Genomic DNA, 17,733 nt, shown 5'->3' on the forward strand with positions numbered 1-17,733 from the left:
GACCCAGCCATGCAATCGACTCCAGCTCGGCCGGAGAAATATAGCCCGAAAGCTATATTGCAGTCAAAGAAAGAGGCTGATTCAAGTTGGCAATCCACTCTGGCTGCCTCAAATCGTCATCTATTGCTAATCATTAAATAGCGCGCATCATCTGGTTGGTTAGAAAGAAGATGGTTGAGCGCCGGTTCCCTTTCTTTGCTGCCTTCGACTTCTCACGCATCGAAGGTGTCGGCTCCGCTACAGGAGCCGAATCATGCATCGATCTTCACCTTTCCACCCCATTGTTCACCGACTGGCTACTGTCGGTCTACTTTCGGCTGGGGCTATGTTGGCGGCCGGCTGCGCCACCACGGAACAGCCGCAAGGACAGGCAGGGATCATCGAAAGCGCTGCGGACGAGCCTGCTCCGGGCCTGATCCTGATCGCCCGCTACGGCCGCTACACGCTGATCGAGCTGGTACCCGACGCCGCGCAGCGTGACCTGCTGCAGCAGGTCATCGACATCTCCATCCCCACCACGGCGGACGCAACCTTGGGCGATGCCATGCGCCACGTGTTGCTGCGCTCCGGCTACCGGCTCTGCGATGCGGCCGAGGCCGCCACGCTCTACGCGCTGCCGCTGCCTGCCGCACACCTGCGCCTGGGCCCGCTGATGCTGCGCGATGCCTTGCTGACCCTTGCCGGCCCCGCCTGGGAGCTGTCGGTCGATGACTTGACTCGCCAGGTCTGCTTCAGCCGGCGCGGTGCTCCCGCCTTCCTTTCCGCCAACCCGCCCGACACCGCCACGCCCGTGCCGGACGCCGACCGGCCCGACACCGCCACGCCCGTGCCGGACGCCGACCGGCCCGAGGAGCTGCAGCCATGACCTTTCCCCAAGCGTCATCCGAGCGCGATTCCCGCACGCGCTGGCTCAAGATCTCCGCGGCCTTCTGGCTGCTGCTCATCAGTGCCGTGGCACTCATCAACAGCGTCGGCTTGTCGCGGCTCGCCGAACAGACCCAGAGCACCGCACAGGATGCGCAGGTCAATGCGCTGGTCCTGCGCGTGGCCGATCTCGAACAACAGGCCGATGCGGACAAGCGCCGGCCGGCGCCGATCAGCCAGGCCGAATTCGCCACCGCGCGGCAGGCGCTGGACGAGCGGATGACGCGCCTCGAAGAGGCCGACGAGACGAGGGCCTTGGCCGTCGACCTGCAGACGCTGCAGGCGCGCGTGAGCGGAATCGAAACCCGCCTGGAGAAGACCCGGCAGGTGGCATCCGCCGCTCGCGCGCGCGCTCCGGTTGCGACGAAGCCCAAGGTGCCGGAGCCGCCGTTCCGGGTGCTCGGCGTGGAGCTGCGGGGAGGCGAGCGCTTTCTGTCGATCACCTCCACCGCCGCGGCCTCGCTCGCGGGCGCCCGGCTGCTGCGTGAGGGCGATGCCGAGGGCGGCTGGCAACTGCAGTCCATCGAGGCGCAGGCGGGCGTGTTCCAGGTGAACGGCCAGACGCAGCGCATCGCGGTGCCGTAGGAGGTGTCATGACCCCCACGCTCACTTCGTTCGCTGCCCCCCGAGGGGGCTTCAGCCTCCTTGAGGCGGCTCGGCGGAGGCTGACCATGATCCTGCGGTCGTTGCTCGCTGCCGTCGTCCTGTTCGCCGCCTTCGGCGCATCCGCCCAGCCGGCCCCGGTGACGAACTCGCGCATGGTGCCCGCCCAGGTGCAGCCGGGCGCCGATGCCGCGCTCGACGAGAGACAGGCGCGGGAGTGGGGGCTTCGCTCCGAGGAGTGGGCACGTTACCGGCAACTGATGCAGGGGCCGCTCGGGGTCTATTCGCCCCAGCTCGATCCGCTCACGGCGCTGGGCATCGAGGCCCGCAGCGAGGAGGAGCGCAGGCGCTACGCGGAGTTGCAGGTGCAGGCCGAGGCTCGGCGCGTCGGCAAGACGCTGGCCTACCAGCGGGCCTACGACGCGGCGTGGCAGCGCCTGTTTCCCGGCCAGCCGCGCGTGAGCCTGCCCGGCGCCAAGGCGCAGGGTGCCGGCAACACCGGCTCCGGGCGCCTGGCCGTCTTCGTCAAGGCCGACTGCGCACCGTGCGCGCAGCGCGTGCAGCAGTTGCAGGCGGCTGGCACGGCCTTCGACCTCTACATGGTCGGCAGCCGTCAGGACGACGCGCGCATCCGGCAGTGGGCCACCCAGGCGGGCATCGATCCGGCCAGGGTGCGCGCCCGCACCATCACGCTCAACCACGATGCCGGGCGCTGGCTGTCGCTGGGCCTGCCCGGCGAGCTGCCAGCCGTGGTGCGCGAGGTGAACGGCCAATGGCAGCGGCAATAGGTGCTCCGGGCCGGGAGCGTCGGCCGTCCCGCATCGCCATCCGCTGCGCCAGCGCCATGCTGCTGCTCACCACCGGCGGCTGGGCATTGGCCGCCCTGGCGCGGGAAGTGCCGCCGCCGGCCTATCAACTGGCGGCGCACCGTGCAGACGTGCCGGCGGCGGTGCTGTACGCGGTGGCCTTGCAGGAGAGCGGCGCCATGCTGCGCGGGCGCCTGATCCCCTGGCCGTGGACGCTCAACGTCGCCGGCTCGCCACAGCGCTATGCCACCCGCGCCGAGGCCTGCGCGGGGCTGCACCGTGCCCTCGCTCACACGCCGGCCAATCGCATCGACGCCGGCCTCGGCCAGGTCAATCTCGGCTACCACGCGCATCGCTACACGCAGCCCTGCGAGCTGCTGGACCCGTACCGCAACCTCGCCATCGCTGCGGAAATCCTGCGCGAACAGCACACGCCGGGCGAGGACTGGCTGCTTGCCATCGGCCGCTACCACCGGCCCGCCGGCGGGGCACCCGCGGCGCGCTACCGGCGCAGTGTGCATCGGCACCTGACCCGCGTGCTCGACCCCGACGTTCCCGTTCCAACCCTCCAGGCCACCACGCCATGAACCACATCGTCCTCATCGCCACCATCGGGCTGCTGCCCACGACCACCGTCTTCGCGCAGACCGCCTCTGCGCCGTTGATCGTCGACGAAGACCGCGGCGGCGACTCCGCGCTGCCGTACTACCAGTCGCTGAATCCTCAGCCGGATCAGGCCACACCGCCGGCCCCGATGCCGGCCCCTCGCGTGGGCAATGCGGCCGACGCCGAAGCCGCCATGCTGCCGGTGCGCTCGATGCAACTGTCGCCGGGCGAGGTGCAGCGCCGCGTCAACCGGGCGCCGGGCCTGACGGCGCTGTTCCTGATCGGCGACGACGAGCGTTCGCGCGCCTGGCTGCGGCAGCGGCAGACCGCGCTGCGCGAGCTGCAGGCCGTGGGCCTGGTGGTCAACGTGGAGTCGATGGCCGCGCTGACGGCGCTGCGCAGCCTGGCTCCCGGCCTGAGCCTCTCGCCGGCCTCCGGCGACGACCTGGCCCAGCGCCTGGGCCTGCGCCACTACCCGGTGCTCATCACGTCCACCGGCGTCGAGCAGTAGGTGCGCAAATGGCCCAACCGCATGCGGTCGAGGTTCTGCTGCGGCCAGCGGTGGAGCTTCATACCGTGGCGGTCTGCACCGGCGCCGCGATTCTGTGCCTGGTGGCACCGTGGTCGCTCGCGCTGAACCCGCTGCTCGGCCTGGGCTCGGCACTGGCCTTCCTGATCTTCGGCGCGATTCGCCTGCGCGATGCCTGGGCGATCCTGCGCTATCGCCGCAACATCCGCCGCCTGCCGCGCTACGTGATGACCAGCCGCGACGTGCCGGTGAGCCAACAGCGGCTGTTCGTCGGCCGAGGCTTTCGCTGGGAGCAGCGGCACACGCACCGGCTGATGCAGACCTACCGGCCGGGGTTCCGCCGCTATGTCGAGCCGACGGCGATCTACCGGGCCGCCCGGCGGCTGGAGGAGCGGCTTGAGTTCGCGCCGTTTCCCGTCTCGACACTGGCGCGCGCGTTGGCCTGGGACAGCCCGCTCAACCCGGCGCGGCCACTGCCGCCAGTCGGTGGACTGCCGCGCCTGCATGGCATTGAGCCGGCCGAGGTCGACGTCACCCTGCCGCTGGGCGAGCGCGTCGGCCACACCCTGGTGCTGGGCACCACGCGCGTGGGCAAGACGCGGCTGGCCGAGCTGTTCATCACCCAGGACATCCGCCGCAAGGTTGGTGGTCAGCACGAGGTGGTGATCGTCTTCGACCCCAAGGGCGATGCGGACCTGTTGAAGCGCATGTACGTCGAGGCCAAGCGCGCCGGGCGCGAAGGCGAGTTCTACGTGTTCCATCTGGGCTGGCCGGACATCTCGGCGCGCTACAACGCCGTCGGCCGGTTCGGGCGGATCTCCGAGGTGGCCACGCGCATCGCCGGACAGCTCTCGGGCGAAGGCAACAGCGCCGCGTTCCGCGAATTCGCCTGGCGCTTCGTCAACATCATCGCGCGCGCCCTGGTCGAGCTGGGGCAGCGGCCGGACTACCTGCTGATCCAGCGCCACGTCATCAACATCGACGCGCTGTTCATCGAGTACGCCCAGCACTACTTCGCCAGGAACGAGCCGAAGGCCTGGGAGGTCATCGTCCAGCTCGAAGGCAAGCTGAACGACAAGAACATCCCGCGCAACATGATCGGGCGCGAGAAGCGCGTGGTGGCCCTCGAACAGTACCTGTCCCAGGTGCGCGTCTATGACCCGGTGCTCGACGGCCTGCGCAGCGCCGTGCGCTACGACCGGACGTACTTCGACAAGATCGTCGCCTCGCTGCTGCCGCTGCTGGAGAAGCTCACCACCGGCAAGATCGCGCAACTGCTCGCACCGAACTATTCCGACCTGTCCGACCCGCGGCCGATCTTCGACTGGATGCAGGTCATCCGCAAACGCGCGGTGGTCTACGTGGGACTGGATGCGCTGTCCGACGCCGAAGTCGCGGCGGCGGTGGGCAACTCGATGTTCAGCGATCTGGTCTCGGTCGCCGGCCACATCTACAAGTTCGGCATCGACGACGGGCTGCCCGGCGCAGCGGCGGGCGCCAAGATTCCGATCAACGTCCACGCCGACGAATTCAATGAACTCATGGGCGACGAGTTCATTCCCATGGTCAACAAGGGCGGCGGCGCCGGCGTGCAGGTGACGGCCTACACGCAGACCTTGAGCGACATCGAGGCGCGCATCGGCAACCGTGCCAAGGCCGGCCAGGTGGTCGGCAACTTCAACAACCTGTTCATGCTGCGCGTGCGCGAGACCGCCACCGCCGAACTGCTGACGCGACAACTGCCCAAGGTCGAGGTGTACGCCACGGCACTGATGAGCGGCGCCACCGACAGCTCCGACCCGCACGGCAATACCGCGTTCACGTCCAACACCCAGGACCGCATCAGCAGCAACAGCGTGCCGCTGATCGAGCCGGCGCATGTGGTGGCGCTGCCCAAGGGGCAGTGCTTCGCGCTGACCGAGGGCGGCAACCTCTGGAAAGTCCGCATGCCGCTGCCGGCACCCGACCCCGACGAAGCCATGCCGAAGGATCTGCAGGAGCTGGCCGGCTACATGCGACAGCACTACGTCGAGGCTGGAGACTGGTGGGAGAACCAAGGCATCCCCGGCCTGCAGGACAAGGCGCTGCCCGACGACCTGCTGGACGACTTCAAGCAGATGGCCGCCGCTGAAGAGGCCGAACCATGAGCGATCCGGCCGTCGCGGCACAGCGCCAGCAGCAACGACAGCAGGGGCTGATCGCCGGCCTGGTCACGCTGCCGTTCCGCTTCTTCGGCGTGCTGTGCGGCGCGCTGCTGCTGTGCATCCTGATCGAATGCGTCGGCATGCACCTCTTCTGGCCCGATCAGGACTGGCGCCACGCGCAGGGCATGCTGCACTACGAGCTGGACCAGCTCTCCACGCATTTCACGCGCAGCGCGCTGGTGCAGGAGCCGGGGCGCACCGCGCACCGGCTGGTCGAGCAGGGCTACGACTGGCTGTTCGTGAAGAGCGGTCTGCTGGACTGGATACGCGACGCCTCGGCGCAGGCCAGCGCCGGCAGCCACCGCCCGACCAAGGATTTCCGCTACTACATCGGCTTGGTCTACGTGAACGTGGAGAGCTACCTGATCGCGGCGGCCTACACGACGTTGGTCTTCCTCGTGCGGCTGCTGGTGCTGTGCCTGACCCTGCCGCTGTTCCTGATAGCCGCCTTCGTCGGGCTGGTGGACGGCCTGGTGCGCCGGGACATCCGCCGCTTCGGCGCGGGCCGCGAGTCGGGGTTCATCTATCACCGCGCCAGGGCCAGCCTGATCCCGCTGGCCGTGCTGCCGTGGGTGACTTACCTGGCACTGCCGGTCAGCGTGAACCCGCTGCTGATCCTGCTGCCCAGCGCTGCATTGCTCGGCGTGGCGGTGTGCATCGCGGCGGCGACGTTTAAGAAGTACCTGTAGATCACTCTGGCTGCCAGGCGCAATCTGCCCAGTGCGCTTCGTAGCGTTTCATAAAGTCTTTCATCTCCCGGATGTTGACGGCAGGTTCGCGGCAGGCCCGGGCGCAGGTAGAAACGACATCCCGGTAGAACTCCGGAGCGACAGCCCTGATGCCGTCATAATTCATAAGCAAGTCCGGAAGACGCTCCGTGATATTTGCTCCGCGAGGTGCCATCACAATGCTCGGGGGCTCTCCATACGTATTGATCAACACGTATCGCCAGCTTGGGTCTGCAGCTCCCTGGCGAGGGACAATCTCACAGGGACGTGCGTCTCCGCCTTTGGAAATGGCTTCGTAGACCTCCTTGATGGCCTGGGGTTTGTGGGCCACCAGGACATAAGGCCCGGCCCCTACATAACTACCCATGCGTTCGTCGTATTCGATGCCGAGCAAGGCTTCGAGATCAAAGCGCGCATGCCGGTCCAGGGGAGCCTTTCCCGAGGTAAACCATTGAAGTTCCCGCAGGGTGATCCCGGCACACTTGGCAACGTCTGCAGGCGAATTGGGCCAGCACGCCACGAGGTTCTTGGCGATCTCGGCTGCGTAGTCATAGTCACTGTCGGCCCAGAAATCATCGTCCTCAACGATGTCCTCCGGTGCCTTCTCACCTGTCACCAGCCAAGTTCTGCCATCGAACCCGTCGAGGTTGAAATAACGGGGCTGATCGGGCGGCAGAGAGGTCTCCCAGGACGACATCCATGGACCGGGTTCCCAGTCGAGCCCAACTGTAATTGTTGGCACCGGTACTTGCGCCGGTAAGGCCAGCCACTGCTGGATTCTGTCCTCGACCTCGCGGCTGTTCACGCCTCTGTGACCATCCCTGAAACGAAAATCGTGGTTATTTTGAGCGTCCCGGCAAAGGGCCTGGATGGACCCGGTAAGAGACCGGTCTTTTCCGTCGTGCTTCCTCAGCAGCCACCGGCTGGAGTCCTGGGCTGAGCGCAGGGAAGCTGGAAGGGATTTCTCCTTGGCATCGGCGACCTCGACCTGGACTCCAATTCTTGCCATTTCCTCTACCAGTCCAGGGCTGGCCGTCGCGAGGTGGCGGTTGATCCGCAGAATGTCCGGTCGGCCACGCAAGCCCTCGGCGCTACGCCACGCATCCAAAAGAACATCCCGGAAGGCCCTGGGCTGATCGACCGGGGCAAAGGTCATCCACCGAATGGGCAACCCGGTAACGGTCAATCCATAGAGTATGAGGGGGCTGAGCCCGTACCGCTCTGCGTCCTTGACCTTGATCGGGTCCCGCACAGACACAATGCCGTGCTCCGGATGGCGAAAAAGGAACTTGGCAATCGCAACGTAGAAATGATGTTCTCTTGGTGAAAGCATCGCCTGTCGATTCATTCTCAAGTCAACCTGTTTCTACGGCCCGTTCTGTAGCGCTCAACCTGCCGCATCCAGGGCCGGATATCTGGCTTCCGCCACCGGTTTGAGACGTCACCTGGATCTGCGTGCTGATCCGCTCCTTCAAGGCGGGTACGTGTGAAATGAACGCCTATCAGCTTGCCGTCCTGCTGCAGGCCTGCGAGGGTTTCCAAAGCTGAAGTAGGCGAGTAGCCGCAATCTGGAGCCACTGGGGGCGCTCTGAAAACCATTTCGTCAGTGATGCCGATATCCCGCTCATGTTATTACCCCTCAGCTCGATTCGGCTTTTGTTTAATGAACGTCACCTCGAACGCCTTGCATGGCCGGTATTGCTGCAACCGATTTGCAAAGGTAAAGGCATCGTTCAACTCGTATCGCTGGAAAATATCGAGGCCTCGATCTAGGGAGATTTTCCAGCCGTGGTCGGTCACAATGTGGCGGGCATGGATAGTTCCGGTGCTGTCTAACTCCCAGGTGAAGTTCACGCCCACCGAGCTGGCGGACTCCTTCATCTTCTCGAAGTTTTCTTTCTGCTGTTCGCCTTTGAACTCGTCTTCCGTCGTCACCAGATGCACGGACACTTCCTCATCCGGAGCCTTGTGCTTGACCACGGTCTCCAAAAATTCCATGAAGTTGCGCATCTGGTAGAACAGGCGGATGTACGGATCGGTGACTGTGATTGCAGTCGCGTCCTTGAGATAAGGACCGAGCAGCGTATCGAAGGAGAGGCCTTTCTGGTTCTCCTGGAATGTAAGGTGCATTTCCTTGAGGACAGGCTCGGCCGGTGCCAGTGGTTCGGTTGGAACTGGCGGTAAGCTCGGTTGCGCAGCTTCTAAGATATTCCCGTCTTCACCCTCGGCGATGGTCTTGTGGTAGTAGCTGGGGTACCTCGTTACCGAGACCTTGCTTATTGAGAAAACGTTGGCCCGAGATCACAGCAAAGAGATGCTGAAATCTGTCCTGCATCGGCATTCTGGCTATATCTGCTGTCACCGCTTCATCCCCTTCACATCGGATTCAAATGCAGGGAAGTACAAAACATCCCTGCGGCTGCCTTGATGGATCAGATCCAACAGTCTCGGACTGGGCATGGCCGCATGTATCATGTTGTTGGCCGTTAGGAGATCGGCCTCGCGAAGTATCTTGAACAAGACCTGGCGCAATTTGCTTCGCGTCGCCGGGGTGATCTCATCCAGTTCTAAATGCCACTCGGATTTCCGGTTGAAGAAGGAATCAAAATCCTCGTGGGTCAGATCACTTTTCAGTGTGATGTATCGCTCTCGAAGCACTTCGACGGCAAAATCAGCGATGAATCTGTACCGACGGCAAACGGCGAGCCACAGGAGATAGGCCTGCTCTTGATGGCTGGCCTCAACAAGGAATTCAAGTTCGCCTTGAGTCAGCGCCCTAAGCCGAGAGACAACTTCGCGGCAGACTCGCTTGAGCGTATTCAGTGTTCTTGTCTGCAGTAAATTTTCTGCGATGACCTTGTCTCGAACAGAGTTCCAGTCGCCAAGATCAAGATACAGCGCGGCCAGCTTCACCGATTCGCGGTGAAAGAGACTGCCCGTTGTAAATGACATGCTGTATCTGTCGTTACTCATTCTTGGTCAGGATTCCTTTTTGTGATGTTCGGCAGCGCCACCGGCCTTCACCCATTCGTCCACCTCATCCTTCTTGAACTTCCAGAGGCGGCCCATGCGATGCGCGGGCATTTCATGTTTATCAATCCACTTGTACACGGTGTCATTGCTGACCCCGAGGTACTTGCAAATTTCACTTATCGATAACCAGCGGTCTTCCATCTCGGCCATTCCTCAAGCTCCTCGTGGGCGATTGGGGTTAAACCATGCGCTCGCCAGAGGCGAAGTAAGGGAGAGCAGGCGCAGTTCTCCCAGTTAAACCGCCTGAAAATATACCAGCCGGCAGACCGATGGCAAACGATCTTTGCCGATTAAAGCCGATTATCCGCTAACAGGGTCGATGCCAGGCGCCTGGTCCGAGCCGGCTTCCAGCGTCGATGCGCGGCATCCCGTAGGTTCAGGCAGGAATGAAGTGCGTCCGCACAGCACCGCCGCCATCACCACTGGTACGCCGCTACGCCAACCATCGAGGCAAATCGGGTGCACCGCCCGTTCCGATTCTTTGCGGCACACCCCGGCCCCACGCCGCAGCATCCCGCCATCCAGACGACTGCGGAACGGCGTGATGACATCCCTTGGCAACCCGACGACCCCTTGCCGCCGTGTGCCGGCCCTGGCCTTGGCGCTGATCATCGCGCTGGCCGGCGCATCGCCCGCATCGGCCGGCGATGCCACCGCTGAACACGAGCAACTGGCGGCCCTCGTCCGCCAGCTCAACCTGATCGACCGCCTCGCCGAGCACGCCGCCAATACCGCGCCGCAGGAACGCACCCGCTACCACTTCGACTACGCCCGACTGCGTGCCGACCTGAACCGCGTTCGCGCCGGCCTGCAGGACTACCTCGTGCCCCAGCGCGCCCAGCCGCGCGATCCCGTCCCGCTGGCCGGCGACTACGTCCGCCGCGACCGCGCCGACGACGAGGAGCCGTCGCCATGACGCCCTCTGCCGATCAGGTCGCCGCCTTCCAGGCCAACGGCGGCTTTGCGCCTTCGGCCGTCGCTGCCGTGGTGCTGGGCTTCGTGTTCGCCGTGTTGCTGCTGTGGGGCGTGTGGGCTATGCGCACCGCCTACGTCGGCTGGGCCGAGCACCGCATCACTGAACGTCAGTTCCTCGCCGTCGTCGTGCGCTTCGTGGCGATGTACCTGGTGCTGACCTTCTTCCTCCTCTCCTGACCGTCACGAAGGGCCATACGCCATGAACACTCCAACGACATCCCATCGCATTCCGTCCCGCATCGCCGCTCCGCTGCTGCCGCTGGCGCTCGCGGGCCTGCCGCTGTCGGCCTTCGCGCAGGGCCTGCCGACCATGGAGGACCCTTCGCGCGGCCAGGGCAGCGGCATCCTGCAGACCTTGCAGAACTACGGCTACGACATCGTGCTGCTGATCGCGCTGCTCGTGGTCGCATCGATGTTCGTCGGTGTCTGCTATCACGCCTACACGCGCTACTCGGAGATCCACACCGGCCGCGCCACCTGGGGCCAGTTCGGCCTGACGGTCGCCGTGGGCGCGATCCTCCTGGTGGTCGGCATCTGGCTGCTCACCAAGGCCACCGGCGTGCTGTGAGGGCGGCAAGCGATGGCCGTCCCTTCGGAGACCCCGCAAGACACGCTGGTGACCTTCCTGCCGCATCGGCTGAACCGCCAGCCGGTGGTCGTGCGCGGGCTGACCGCCGACGAGTTGTGGATCTGCACCGGCCTGTCGGCCGCCGCCGGGTTCGCGCTCGGCCTGCCGCTGGCCTGGCTCACGCACAGCATCGCCGTGGTGCCCACGCTGATCGTCGCCGGTATCGCGCTGGGCGTCTTCGTCGGTGGCGGCTTCCTGCGCGCGCAGAAGCGCGGCCGGCCCGACACCTGGCTCTACCGGCAGCTCCAGTGGCGGCTGGCATTGCGGCACCCGGCGCTGGCAGCGCTCCTGGGCGGCCAGCGCCTCATCACCCGCTCGGGCTACTGGACTACCCGGCGCAATGCCGATCGAGGTACGCCATGAGCCGTTTCAAGAACGAGGTTGCGCACCTGCAGGCGCACGTGAAGACGTTGCGTCTGGGGGCCGGCGCGTTGTTCGTGGTGGCGCTGCTGCTCGGCTTCGGTTGGTGGAGTGCGCCGAAGAGTCTGACCATCCATGTGCCGCCGGACTTGCGCTCGGGCAGCACGCGCAAGTGGTGGGACGTGCCGCCCGAGAGCGTGTATGCCTTCTCCTTCTACATCTGGCAGCAGGTACAGCGCTGGCCCACGAACGGCGAAGAAGACTACCCGCGCAACCTGCGCGCGCTGTCGGCCTACCTGACGCCGAGCTGCCGGGCCTTCCTGCAGCAGGACTACGAGTACCGGCGTGCCAGTGGCGAGCTGCGTCAGCGCGTGCGCGGCATCTACGAGATTCCCGGCCGCGGCTACGGCGATGATCCGGCCACGCGCGTCAAGGTGGTTTCCGACCGCGATTGGATCGTCACGCTCGACGTGAGCGCGGACGAATACTACGGCTCCGAGCAGGTCAAGCGCGCCCTGGTGCGCTACCCCATCAAGGTCGTCCGGCTGGACATCGACCCCGAGCACAACCCCTTCGGCCTGGCGCTGGACTGCTACGCCAGCGCACCCCAGCGCATCGAACCGTCGCCGACGCCGACCCAGGCCGGCGTGCCCGCCAATGCCTCCGGCCATCTGCAGGGAGACTCCCCATGAAGCCCGTTAACTGGTCGGCCCTGGCCGGCGTCCTGCTGATCCTCGGTTTCGTGCCGGCCAGCCAGGCCGTGGAAATCCTGCGTTGGGAGCGCCTGCCCCTGCCGGTGCCGCTGGTGGTCGGCCAGGAGCGCGTGGTCTTCATCGACCGCAATGTGCGCGTCGGCGTGCCGGCCAGCGTCGGCGACCACCTGCGCGTGCAGAGTGCGGGCGGCGCGATCTACCTGCGGGCGAGCGAGCCGATTCCGCCCACGCGGCTGCAACTGCAGGACGTGGAATCCGGCGCGCTGATCCTGCTCGACATCGCCGCCGAGCCGGCGAAGGACGGCCAGGCGCCGCTGGAGCCGGTGCGCATCGTGGAAGCGGAAGCCCCCGCGAAGCGCTACGGCGGCGGTGCAGCAAGCGGCGCGGACGAGCAGGCCGATGCGCCCGCGGACAAACCCCTTCTCCGGCGCGAAACGCCGGTACCGGTCGTGCTGACGCGCCATGCCGCGCAGAGCCTGTACGCGCCGCTGCGCACCGTCGAGCCGGTCGCCGGCATCGGGCGCGTGAACCTGCGCCGCGGCCTCGCGCTGGACACCTTGCTGCCGACGCTGCCGGTGCACGCGCGGGCACTGGTCGCGTGGCGCCTGGAAGACCAGTGGGTGACGGCCGTGCGACTCACCAACACCTCGGCGCGCTGGCTCGACCTCGACCCGCGCGCCCTGCAGGGGAACTTCGTGGCGGCGACCTTCCAGCATCCGAACCTGGGGCCGGCCGGTACCCCGTCCGACACCACGGTGCTCTATCTGGTCACGCGCGGCCACGGCCTGGCCGAGTCGCTGCTGCCGGCGCTGAGCCCGATCGACGCCAGCGTGAACCTGCCGCCGGCCGCCGCGGCCGGCTCGACCGGAGGAGCGCGCGATGAAGAGTAATCCGCTGCTCAAGTGGCTGCTGATCCCGATGGCGCTGCTGCTGGTGTTCGTCGGCATCAAGCTGTTCTCCGGCGCCCCCGGCGGCCAGCCCGCCCCCAAGGGCGCGGCCGGTACGCTCACGCCCGAGGAGATGAAAGCCCTGGGCATCGCTGGCGACACGCCGCGCGATACCGTCGCCACGCTGGTGGCCCAGGTGAAGCAGTTGCGCACCGAGCTGCAGAGCGCGCTCGGCGACAACAAGCAGCACAAGGCCGAGAACGAGCGCCTGCGTGCGCGGGAAGGCGCGATCGACCAACGCATCCAGAGCGCGCTGGAAGGCGAACGCAATCGCCTGGAGCAGGAGCGCACCCAGGTGGCCAGCGACAGGCAGCAGACCCAGTTGCTGCTGCAGGATCTGCAGCGGCAACTGGACGGCCTTGCCGGCAAGGGTGGCCCGTCCGACCTGCCCGTCGGGCTGGGGCTGGAAGAGGGTGATGGCCAGCGCTTCAACCGCGGCGCCGGTGGCACGCAGTGGGTCGAGCCCGACGATGCCAAGGTCGACGCCAGGAACGGCAGCAAGGAGCCGAGCTTTCCCCTGAGCTTCGGGCCGGGCCAGAAAAGCCTGTCGGCCGCAGTGGAATCGGTCGCCGACGTCGGCAGCCGCGCGGTGGGCGCATCCACGAAGGCGGTCTACACCGTGCCGTCGAACTCGACGCTCATGGGGTCGATTGCCATGACGGCGCTGATCGGGCGCGTGCCGATCGACGGAACCGTCAACGATCCCTATCCGTTCAAGGTTCTGATCGGCCCGGACAACCTCACGGCCAACGGCATCGACATCCCCGACGTGGCCGGCGCCGTGGTCAGCGGCACGGCCTCGGGCGACTGGACGCTCTCGTGCGTGCGCGGGCAAATCCGCTCGGTCACGTTCGTGTTCCAGGACGGCACCATCCGCACGGTGCCGGAGGACAGCAGCAAGGGCGGCAGCAGCGGCGGCAACGCGGGTCACAACGGCGCCAGCATCCAAGGCGGCCTGGGCTGGATCAGCGACCCCTACGGCATTCCCTGCGTCAGCGGCGAGCGGCGCAGCAACGCCCAGCAGTACCTGGGCAGCCAGGCGCTCATCACCGCGGCCGGCGCCGGCGCGGCCTCGCTCATCAAGTCCGACAACGGTAGCGTGGCCGTGGTCGCCAACAGCAACGGTTCGCTGGGCACCGTCGGCATCAGCGGCAACGAAGCGATGGGCCGCATCCTCGCGGGCGGCGTGCGCGACATGGCCGATTGGGTCAACAAGCTCTACGGCCAGGCCTTCGCGGCGGTCTACGTGCAGCCGGGCGCCAAAGTGGCCGTGCATCTGGAGCAGCCGCTCGACATCGACTACGACGCCAAGGGGCGTCGGGTCCACCACCGCACCGGAGAAGCCCATGCATCGGATCTGGATTGACGCGGCCGCCGTGCTGCTGGCGGCCACCCTGCTCGGCGGCTGCGCTACCAGCAAGGAGAAGCTGCTGCCGCACGGCGACAGCACCATGCTCGACATCTGGCATCAGGAGACCGGCGGAAGCGCGGGCGGCGGCCAGGCCGCCCGGCAACTGCTCGATGCGCGCCAGGGCCTGCGCCGGCCGCTGACCGAGGCCGATGTGCAGGCGGCGCCAGGCATGCAGGCGCGCTACACCCGTACCGCGCAGAACGAGATTCACCGCCAGTTCCACCGCCTGCCGAATCCCGACCTGGTGATGTACGTGTTCCCGCACCTGGCGGGCACCGACCCGGTGCCGGTGCCCGGCTACAGCACGGTGTTCCCGCTCTACCAGCGCGTGCAGTACGCGATGCCGGGCGAGCGCGTGGAGGACTACTGATGGCCTGGTCGCTGCCGTGGTCACGCAAGCCCGACGCATCGCCTGCTGACGCCGTAGATGCGGCCGATGATGCCTGGGCACGGCACGTAACGGCCTTGGCGGCACAGGGTGTCGCCGAGCCGGGCAGCGCGCTCGGCCGGGGCCGGCGCAGGCCGGCCACCCAGGCCGACCACGATGCGCTCTATGGGGTCGCGCCGTCGTTCGCGGACTTGCTGCCCTGGGTCGAGTATCTGCCCGACACCAAGTGCATGCTGCTGGAAGATGGCCAGTCGGTGGCGGCCTTCTTCGAGCTGGCGCCGGTCGGCACCGAGGGCCGCGAGATGGCCTGGCTGTGGCAGGCGCGCGATGCGCTGGAGAACGCCCTGCAGGACTCCTTCGACGAGTTGGACGACAACCCCTGGGTGGTGCAGCTCTACGCTCAGGACGAGGCCGACTGGGACAACTATCTGCGCTCCCTGGCGAACTATCTGCAGCCGCGTGCGCAGGGCAGCGCGTTCAGCGACTTCTACCTACGCTTCTTCGCCCATCACCTGCGGGCCATCGCCAAGCCGGGTGGCCTGTTCGAGGACACCACGGTGACGCGCCTGCCGTGGCGCGGCCAGGTCCGGCGCGTGCGCATGGTGGTCTACCGCCGCACGTCCGCGGCCCCGGCCTCGCGGCGCGGCCAGTCGCCCGAGCAGGCGCTGACCACGATCTGCGACCGCCTCGTCGGCGGGCTGGCGAATGCCGGCGTGAAAGCCCGACGTCTCGGCGCGGCGGACATCCACGCCTGGCTGATGCGCTGGTTCAACCCGAATCCGACCCTACTCGGCGCCACTGCCGAAGATCGGGAACGCTTCTACGCGCTGACCCGCTACCCGGAAGAGCGGGAGGAGGGCGAGATCGAACTCGCCGGCGGCACCGACTTCGCGCAGCGCCTGTTCTTCGGCCAGCCCCGCTCGGACGTGCCCAACGGCCTGTGGTTCTTCGACGGCATGCCGCATCGGGTGATCGTGATGGATCGCCTGCGCACGCCACCCGTGACGGGCCATCTGACGGGCGAGACGCGCAAAGGCGGCGATGCCATGAACGCGCTGTTCGACCAGATGCCCGAGGACACGGTGATGTGCCTGACGCTGGTCGCCACGCCCCAGGACGTACTGGAGGCGCACCTCAACCACCTCGCCAGGAAGGCCGTCGGCGAGACCCTGGCCTCGGAGCAGACCCGGCAGGACGTCCAGCAGGCGCGCGGCCTGATCGGCAGCGCGCACAAGCTCTACCGCGGCGCGCTGGCTTTCTACCTGCGCGGCCGCGACCTGGCCCAGCTCGATGCGCGCGGCCTGCAGCTCGTCAACGTGATGCTCAACGCCGGCCTGCAACCGGTACGCGAAGAGGACGAGGTGGCGCCGCTGAACAGCTATCTGCGCTGGCTGCCGTGCGTGTTCGATCCGGCTGCCGACAAGCGCCAGTGGTACACCCAGCTCATGTTCGCGCAACACGCGGCGAACCTGGCGCCGGTCTGGGGCCGCAGCCAGGGCACGGGGCATCCGGGCATCACGTTCTTCAACCGCGGCGGCGGTCCGATCACCTTCGATCCGTTGAACCGCCTCGACCGGCAGATGAACGCGCATCTGTTCCTGTTCGGCCCCACGGGCTCGGGCAAGAGCGCGACGCTCAACAACATCCTGAATCAGGTGACGGCGATCTATCGGCCGCGCCTGTTCATCGTCGAGGCGGGCAACAGCTTCGGCCTGTTTGGCGACTTCGCGGCACGGCTGGGTCTCACCGTGCATCGGGTGAAACTTGCACCCGGCGCGGGCGTCAGTCTGGCTCCGTTCGCCGACGCCTGGCGCCTGGTCGATACGCCGAGCCAGGTACAGACGCTGGACGCCGATGCGCTCGACGAAGACCAGACCGATGCCGGCATGGCCGTGGAAGGTGACGAGCAGCGCGACGTGCTCGGGGAGCTGGAGATCACTGCGCGACTGATGATCACCGGTGGCGAGGACAAGGAAGAAGCGCGCATGACCCGCGCCGACCGCAGCCTGATCCGCCAGTGCATTCTCGATGCGGCACAGCAATGCGTAGCGGAGAAGCGCACGGTGCTGACCCGCGATGTGCGCGACGCGCTGCGCGAGCGCGCCCGCGACGCCACGCTGCCTGAGATGCGGCGCGCCCGGTTGCTGGAGATGGCCGACGCCATGGACATGTTCTGCCAGGGCGTGGACGGCGAGATGTTCGACCGGTCCGGCACGCCGTGGCCCGAGGCGGACATCACCATCGTGGACCTGGCCACCTTCGCGCGCGAGGGCTACAACGCCCAACTCTCGATTGCCTACATCTCGCTCATCAACACCGTCAACAACATCGCCGAGCGCGACCAGTTCCTGGGCCGCCCGATCATCAACGTGACGGACGAAGGCCACATCATCACGAAGAACCCGCTGCTCGCGCCCTACGTGGTCAAGATCACCAAGATGTGGCGCAAGCTCGGCGCCTGGTTCTGGCTCGCCACGCAGAACCTGGACGACCTGCCGAAAGCGGCCGAGCCCATGCTCAACATGATCGAGTGGTGGATCTGCCTGTCGATGCCACCCGATGAAGTCGAGAAGATCGCGCGCTTCCGCGAACTCAACGCTTCGCAGAAGGCGCTGATGCTCTCGGCACGCAAGGAGGCCGGCAAGTTCAGCGAGGGCGTCATCCTGTCCAAGTCGATGGAAGTGCTGTTCCGCGCTGTGCCGCCCAGCCTCTACCTGGCGATGGCGATGACCGAGCCCGAGGAGAAGGCCGAACGCTTCCAGTTGATGCAGCAGCACGGCATCAGCGAGCTGGATGCCGCCTTCCGCGTGGCCGAGAAGATCGACCGTGCGCGGGGCATCGAACCTCTGACGCTGGACACGTTGGCCTGACGGGAGCA

The 17,733-nt window shown here is 66.5% G+C and carries 20 protein-coding genes; 16 read left to right on the top strand and 4 right to left on the bottom strand.

What is annotated here, in order from left to right; genetic code table 11:
* Positions 1 to 253: 253 nt before the first annotated feature.
* From B597_RS43010 to B597_RS43040, 7 genes are all read left to right on the top strand, one after another.
* Positions 254 to 865, top strand: coding sequence for a PFGI-1 class ICE element type IV pilus protein PilL2 (locus B597_RS43010; RefSeq protein ID WP_024162450.1), 612 nt, complete (start codon positions 254 to 256; stop codon positions 863 to 865).
* Complete coding sequence (locus tag B597_RS43015; RefSeq protein WP_003294122.1) at positions 862 to 1,509, top strand: hypothetical protein; 648 nt, start codon at positions 862 to 864, stop codon at positions 1,507 to 1,509. Before B597_RS43010 ends, B597_RS43015 begins: the two co-directional genes overlap by 4 nt.
* 86 nt (positions 1,510 to 1,595) lie before the next feature.
* A complete protein-coding gene (locus B597_RS43020; RefSeq protein WP_014819590.1) occupies positions 1,596 to 2,315 on the top strand; it encodes a TIGR03759 family integrating conjugative element protein in 720 nt (239 codons plus the stop codon).
* Positions 2,300 to 2,920, top strand: a complete 621-nt coding sequence (locus tag B597_RS43025; RefSeq protein ID WP_011805428.1) for a lysozyme family protein — start codon at positions 2,300 to 2,302, stop codon at positions 2,918 to 2,920. Before B597_RS43020 ends, B597_RS43025 begins: the two co-directional genes overlap by 16 nt.
* On the top strand, positions 2,917 to 3,450 hold the full coding sequence (locus tag B597_RS43030) for an integrating conjugative element protein (protein ID WP_014819591.1): 534 nt from the start codon (positions 2,917 to 2,919) through the stop codon (positions 3,448 to 3,450). Before B597_RS43025 ends, B597_RS43030 begins: the two co-directional genes overlap by 4 nt.
* Before the next feature lie 8 nt (positions 3,451 to 3,458).
* Positions 3,459 to 5,615 (top strand): type IV conjugative transfer system coupling protein TraD, encoded by a 2,157-nt coding sequence (traD, locus tag B597_RS43035; RefSeq protein WP_014819592.1) that lies wholly within the window; start codon positions 3,459 to 3,461, stop codon positions 5,613 to 5,615.
* Positions 5,612 to 6,361 carry a TIGR03747 family integrating conjugative element membrane protein gene (locus tag B597_RS43040; protein WP_003294205.1) on the top strand — a complete coding sequence of 250 codons (750 nt, stop codon included), beginning with the start codon at positions 5,612 to 5,614 and terminating at the stop codon, positions 6,359 to 6,361. The genes traD and B597_RS43040 overlap by 4 nt, the downstream gene beginning before the upstream one ends.
* Before the next feature lies 1 nt (position 6,362).
* On the opposite strand, the gene B597_RS43045 is transcribed toward B597_RS43040, so the two are convergent.
* From B597_RS43045 to B597_RS43060, 4 genes are all read right to left on the bottom strand, one after another.
* A complete protein-coding gene (locus B597_RS43045; protein WP_024162451.1) occupies positions 6,363 to 7,748 on the bottom strand; it encodes a hypothetical protein in 1,386 nt (461 codons plus the stop codon).
* 284 nt (positions 7,749 to 8,032) lie between these two features.
* Complete coding sequence (locus B597_RS43050) at positions 8,033 to 8,530, bottom strand: MIT C-terminal domain-containing protein (protein WP_003294210.1); 498 nt, start codon at positions 8,528 to 8,530, stop codon at positions 8,033 to 8,035.
* A gap of 228 nt (positions 8,531 to 8,758) precedes the next feature.
* Complete coding sequence (locus B597_RS43055; RefSeq protein WP_003294211.1) at positions 8,759 to 9,373, bottom strand: DUF1819 family protein; 615 nt, start codon at positions 9,371 to 9,373, stop codon at positions 8,759 to 8,761.
* Between the two features lie 6 nt (positions 9,374 to 9,379).
* Positions 9,380 to 9,583: a helix-turn-helix domain-containing protein gene (locus tag B597_RS43060; RefSeq protein WP_003294212.1), complete on the bottom strand. Its 204-nt coding sequence runs from the start codon at positions 9,581 to 9,583 to the stop codon at positions 9,380 to 9,382.
* 394 nt (positions 9,584 to 9,977) lie between these two features.
* On the opposite strand from B597_RS43060, the gene B597_RS43065 reads away from it, so the two are divergent.
* From B597_RS43065 to B597_RS43105, 9 genes are read left to right on the top strand one after another with little or no spacing between them, the layout of a single operon-like run.
* Complete coding sequence (locus B597_RS43065; RefSeq protein ID WP_003294213.1) at positions 9,978 to 10,349, top strand: integrative conjugative element protein, RAQPRD family; 372 nt, start codon at positions 9,978 to 9,980, stop codon at positions 10,347 to 10,349.
* A complete protein-coding gene (locus B597_RS43070) occupies positions 10,346 to 10,585 on the top strand; it encodes a TIGR03758 family integrating conjugative element protein (protein WP_003294214.1) in 240 nt (79 codons plus the stop codon). The genes B597_RS43065 and B597_RS43070 overlap by 4 nt, the downstream gene beginning before the upstream one ends.
* 22 nt (positions 10,586 to 10,607) lie before the next feature.
* On the top strand, positions 10,608 to 10,976 hold the full coding sequence (locus tag B597_RS43075; RefSeq protein WP_003294215.1) for a TIGR03745 family integrating conjugative element membrane protein: 369 nt from the start codon (positions 10,608 to 10,610) through the stop codon (positions 10,974 to 10,976).
* A gap of 12 nt (positions 10,977 to 10,988) precedes the next feature.
* The gene (locus tag B597_RS43080; protein ID WP_003294216.1) at positions 10,989 to 11,399 is read left to right on the top strand and encodes a TIGR03750 family conjugal transfer protein; all 411 of its coding nucleotides are present in this window, start codon (positions 10,989 to 10,991) and stop codon (positions 11,397 to 11,399) included.
* On the top strand, positions 11,396 to 12,088 hold the full coding sequence (locus B597_RS43085; RefSeq protein WP_003294217.1) for a PFL_4703 family integrating conjugative element protein: 693 nt from the start codon (positions 11,396 to 11,398) through the stop codon (positions 12,086 to 12,088). The genes B597_RS43080 and B597_RS43085 overlap by 4 nt, the downstream gene beginning before the upstream one ends.
* Entirely contained in the window at positions 12,085 to 12,999 is a 915-nt protein-coding gene (locus B597_RS43090; protein ID WP_003294218.1) for a TIGR03749 family integrating conjugative element protein, read from the top strand. Before B597_RS43085 ends, B597_RS43090 begins: the two co-directional genes overlap by 4 nt.
* Positions 12,989 to 14,422, top strand: coding sequence for a TIGR03752 family integrating conjugative element protein (locus tag B597_RS43095; RefSeq protein ID WP_003294220.1), 1,434 nt, complete (start codon positions 12,989 to 12,991; stop codon positions 14,420 to 14,422). The genes B597_RS43090 and B597_RS43095 overlap by 11 nt, the downstream gene beginning before the upstream one ends.
* Complete coding sequence (locus B597_RS43100; protein ID WP_003294221.1) at positions 14,403 to 14,837, top strand: TIGR03751 family conjugal transfer lipoprotein; 435 nt, start codon at positions 14,403 to 14,405, stop codon at positions 14,835 to 14,837. The genes B597_RS43095 and B597_RS43100 overlap by 20 nt, the downstream gene beginning before the upstream one ends.
* Positions 14,837 to 17,725, top strand: a complete 2,889-nt coding sequence (locus B597_RS43105; RefSeq protein ID WP_024162453.1) for a conjugative transfer ATPase — start codon at positions 14,837 to 14,839, stop codon at positions 17,723 to 17,725. Before B597_RS43100 ends, B597_RS43105 begins: the two co-directional genes overlap by 1 nt.
* The last annotated feature ends 8 nt before the right edge of the window (positions 17,726 to 17,733 follow it).

The organism is Stutzerimonas stutzeri KOS6, assembly GCF_000307775.2.
In the GTDB taxonomy this organism is placed as follows: domain Bacteria; phylum Pseudomonadota; class Gammaproteobacteria; order Pseudomonadales; family Pseudomonadaceae; genus Stutzerimonas; species Stutzerimonas stutzeri_B.

Excerpts from the sequence above, each read along its gene's own strand:
- B597_RS43080 (WP_003294216.1), top strand. The coding sequence starts at position 10,989 with ATGGCCGTCCCTTCGGAGACCCCGCAAGACACGCTGGTGACCTTCCTG.
- B597_RS43025 (WP_011805428.1), top strand. The coding sequence starts at position 2,300 with ATGGCAGCGGCAATAGGTGCTCCGGGCCGGGAGCGTCGGCCGTCCCGC.
- B597_RS43090 (WP_003294218.1), top strand. The coding sequence starts at position 12,085 with ATGAAGCCCGTTAACTGGTCGGCCCTGGCCGGCGTCCTGCTGATCCTC.
- B597_RS43015 (WP_003294122.1), top strand. The coding sequence starts at position 862 with ATGACCTTTCCCCAAGCGTCATCCGAGCGCGATTCCCGCACGCGCTGG.
- B597_RS43060 (WP_003294212.1), bottom strand. The coding sequence starts at position 9,583 with ATGGCCGAGATGGAAGACCGCTGGTTATCGATAAGTGAAATTTGCAAG.
- B597_RS43095 (WP_003294220.1), top strand. The coding sequence starts at position 12,989 with ATGAAGAGTAATCCGCTGCTCAAGTGGCTGCTGATCCCGATGGCGCTG.
- B597_RS43070 (WP_003294214.1), top strand. The coding sequence starts at position 10,346 with ATGACGCCCTCTGCCGATCAGGTCGCCGCCTTCCAGGCCAACGGCGGC.
- B597_RS43040 (WP_003294205.1), top strand. The coding sequence starts at position 5,612 with ATGAGCGATCCGGCCGTCGCGGCACAGCGCCAGCAGCAACGACAGCAG.
- B597_RS43020 (WP_014819590.1), top strand. The coding sequence starts at position 1,596 with ATGATCCTGCGGTCGTTGCTCGCTGCCGTCGTCCTGTTCGCCGCCTTC.
- B597_RS43045 (WP_024162451.1), bottom strand. The coding sequence starts at position 7,748 with ATGAATCGACAGGCGATGCTTTCACCAAGAGAACATCATTTCTACGTT.
- B597_RS43055 (WP_003294211.1), bottom strand. The coding sequence starts at position 9,373 with ATGAGTAACGACAGATACAGCATGTCATTTACAACGGGCAGTCTCTTT.
- traD (WP_014819592.1), top strand. The coding sequence starts at position 3,459 with ATGGCCCAACCGCATGCGGTCGAGGTTCTGCTGCGGCCAGCGGTGGAG.
- B597_RS43030 (WP_014819591.1), top strand. The coding sequence starts at position 2,917 with ATGAACCACATCGTCCTCATCGCCACCATCGGGCTGCTGCCCACGACC.
- B597_RS43105 (WP_024162453.1), top strand. The coding sequence starts at position 14,837 with ATGGCCTGGTCGCTGCCGTGGTCACGCAAGCCCGACGCATCGCCTGCT.
- B597_RS43010 (WP_024162450.1), top strand. The coding sequence starts at position 254 with ATGCATCGATCTTCACCTTTCCACCCCATTGTTCACCGACTGGCTACT.
- B597_RS43085 (WP_003294217.1), top strand. The coding sequence starts at position 11,396 with ATGAGCCGTTTCAAGAACGAGGTTGCGCACCTGCAGGCGCACGTGAAG.
- B597_RS43100 (WP_003294221.1), top strand. The coding sequence starts at position 14,403 with ATGCATCGGATCTGGATTGACGCGGCCGCCGTGCTGCTGGCGGCCACC.
- B597_RS43065 (WP_003294213.1), top strand. The coding sequence starts at position 9,978 with ATGACATCCCTTGGCAACCCGACGACCCCTTGCCGCCGTGTGCCGGCC.
- B597_RS43075 (WP_003294215.1), top strand. The coding sequence starts at position 10,608 with ATGAACACTCCAACGACATCCCATCGCATTCCGTCCCGCATCGCCGCT.
- B597_RS43050 (WP_003294210.1), bottom strand. The coding sequence starts at position 8,530 with ATGCACCTTACATTCCAGGAGAACCAGAAAGGCCTCTCCTTCGATACG.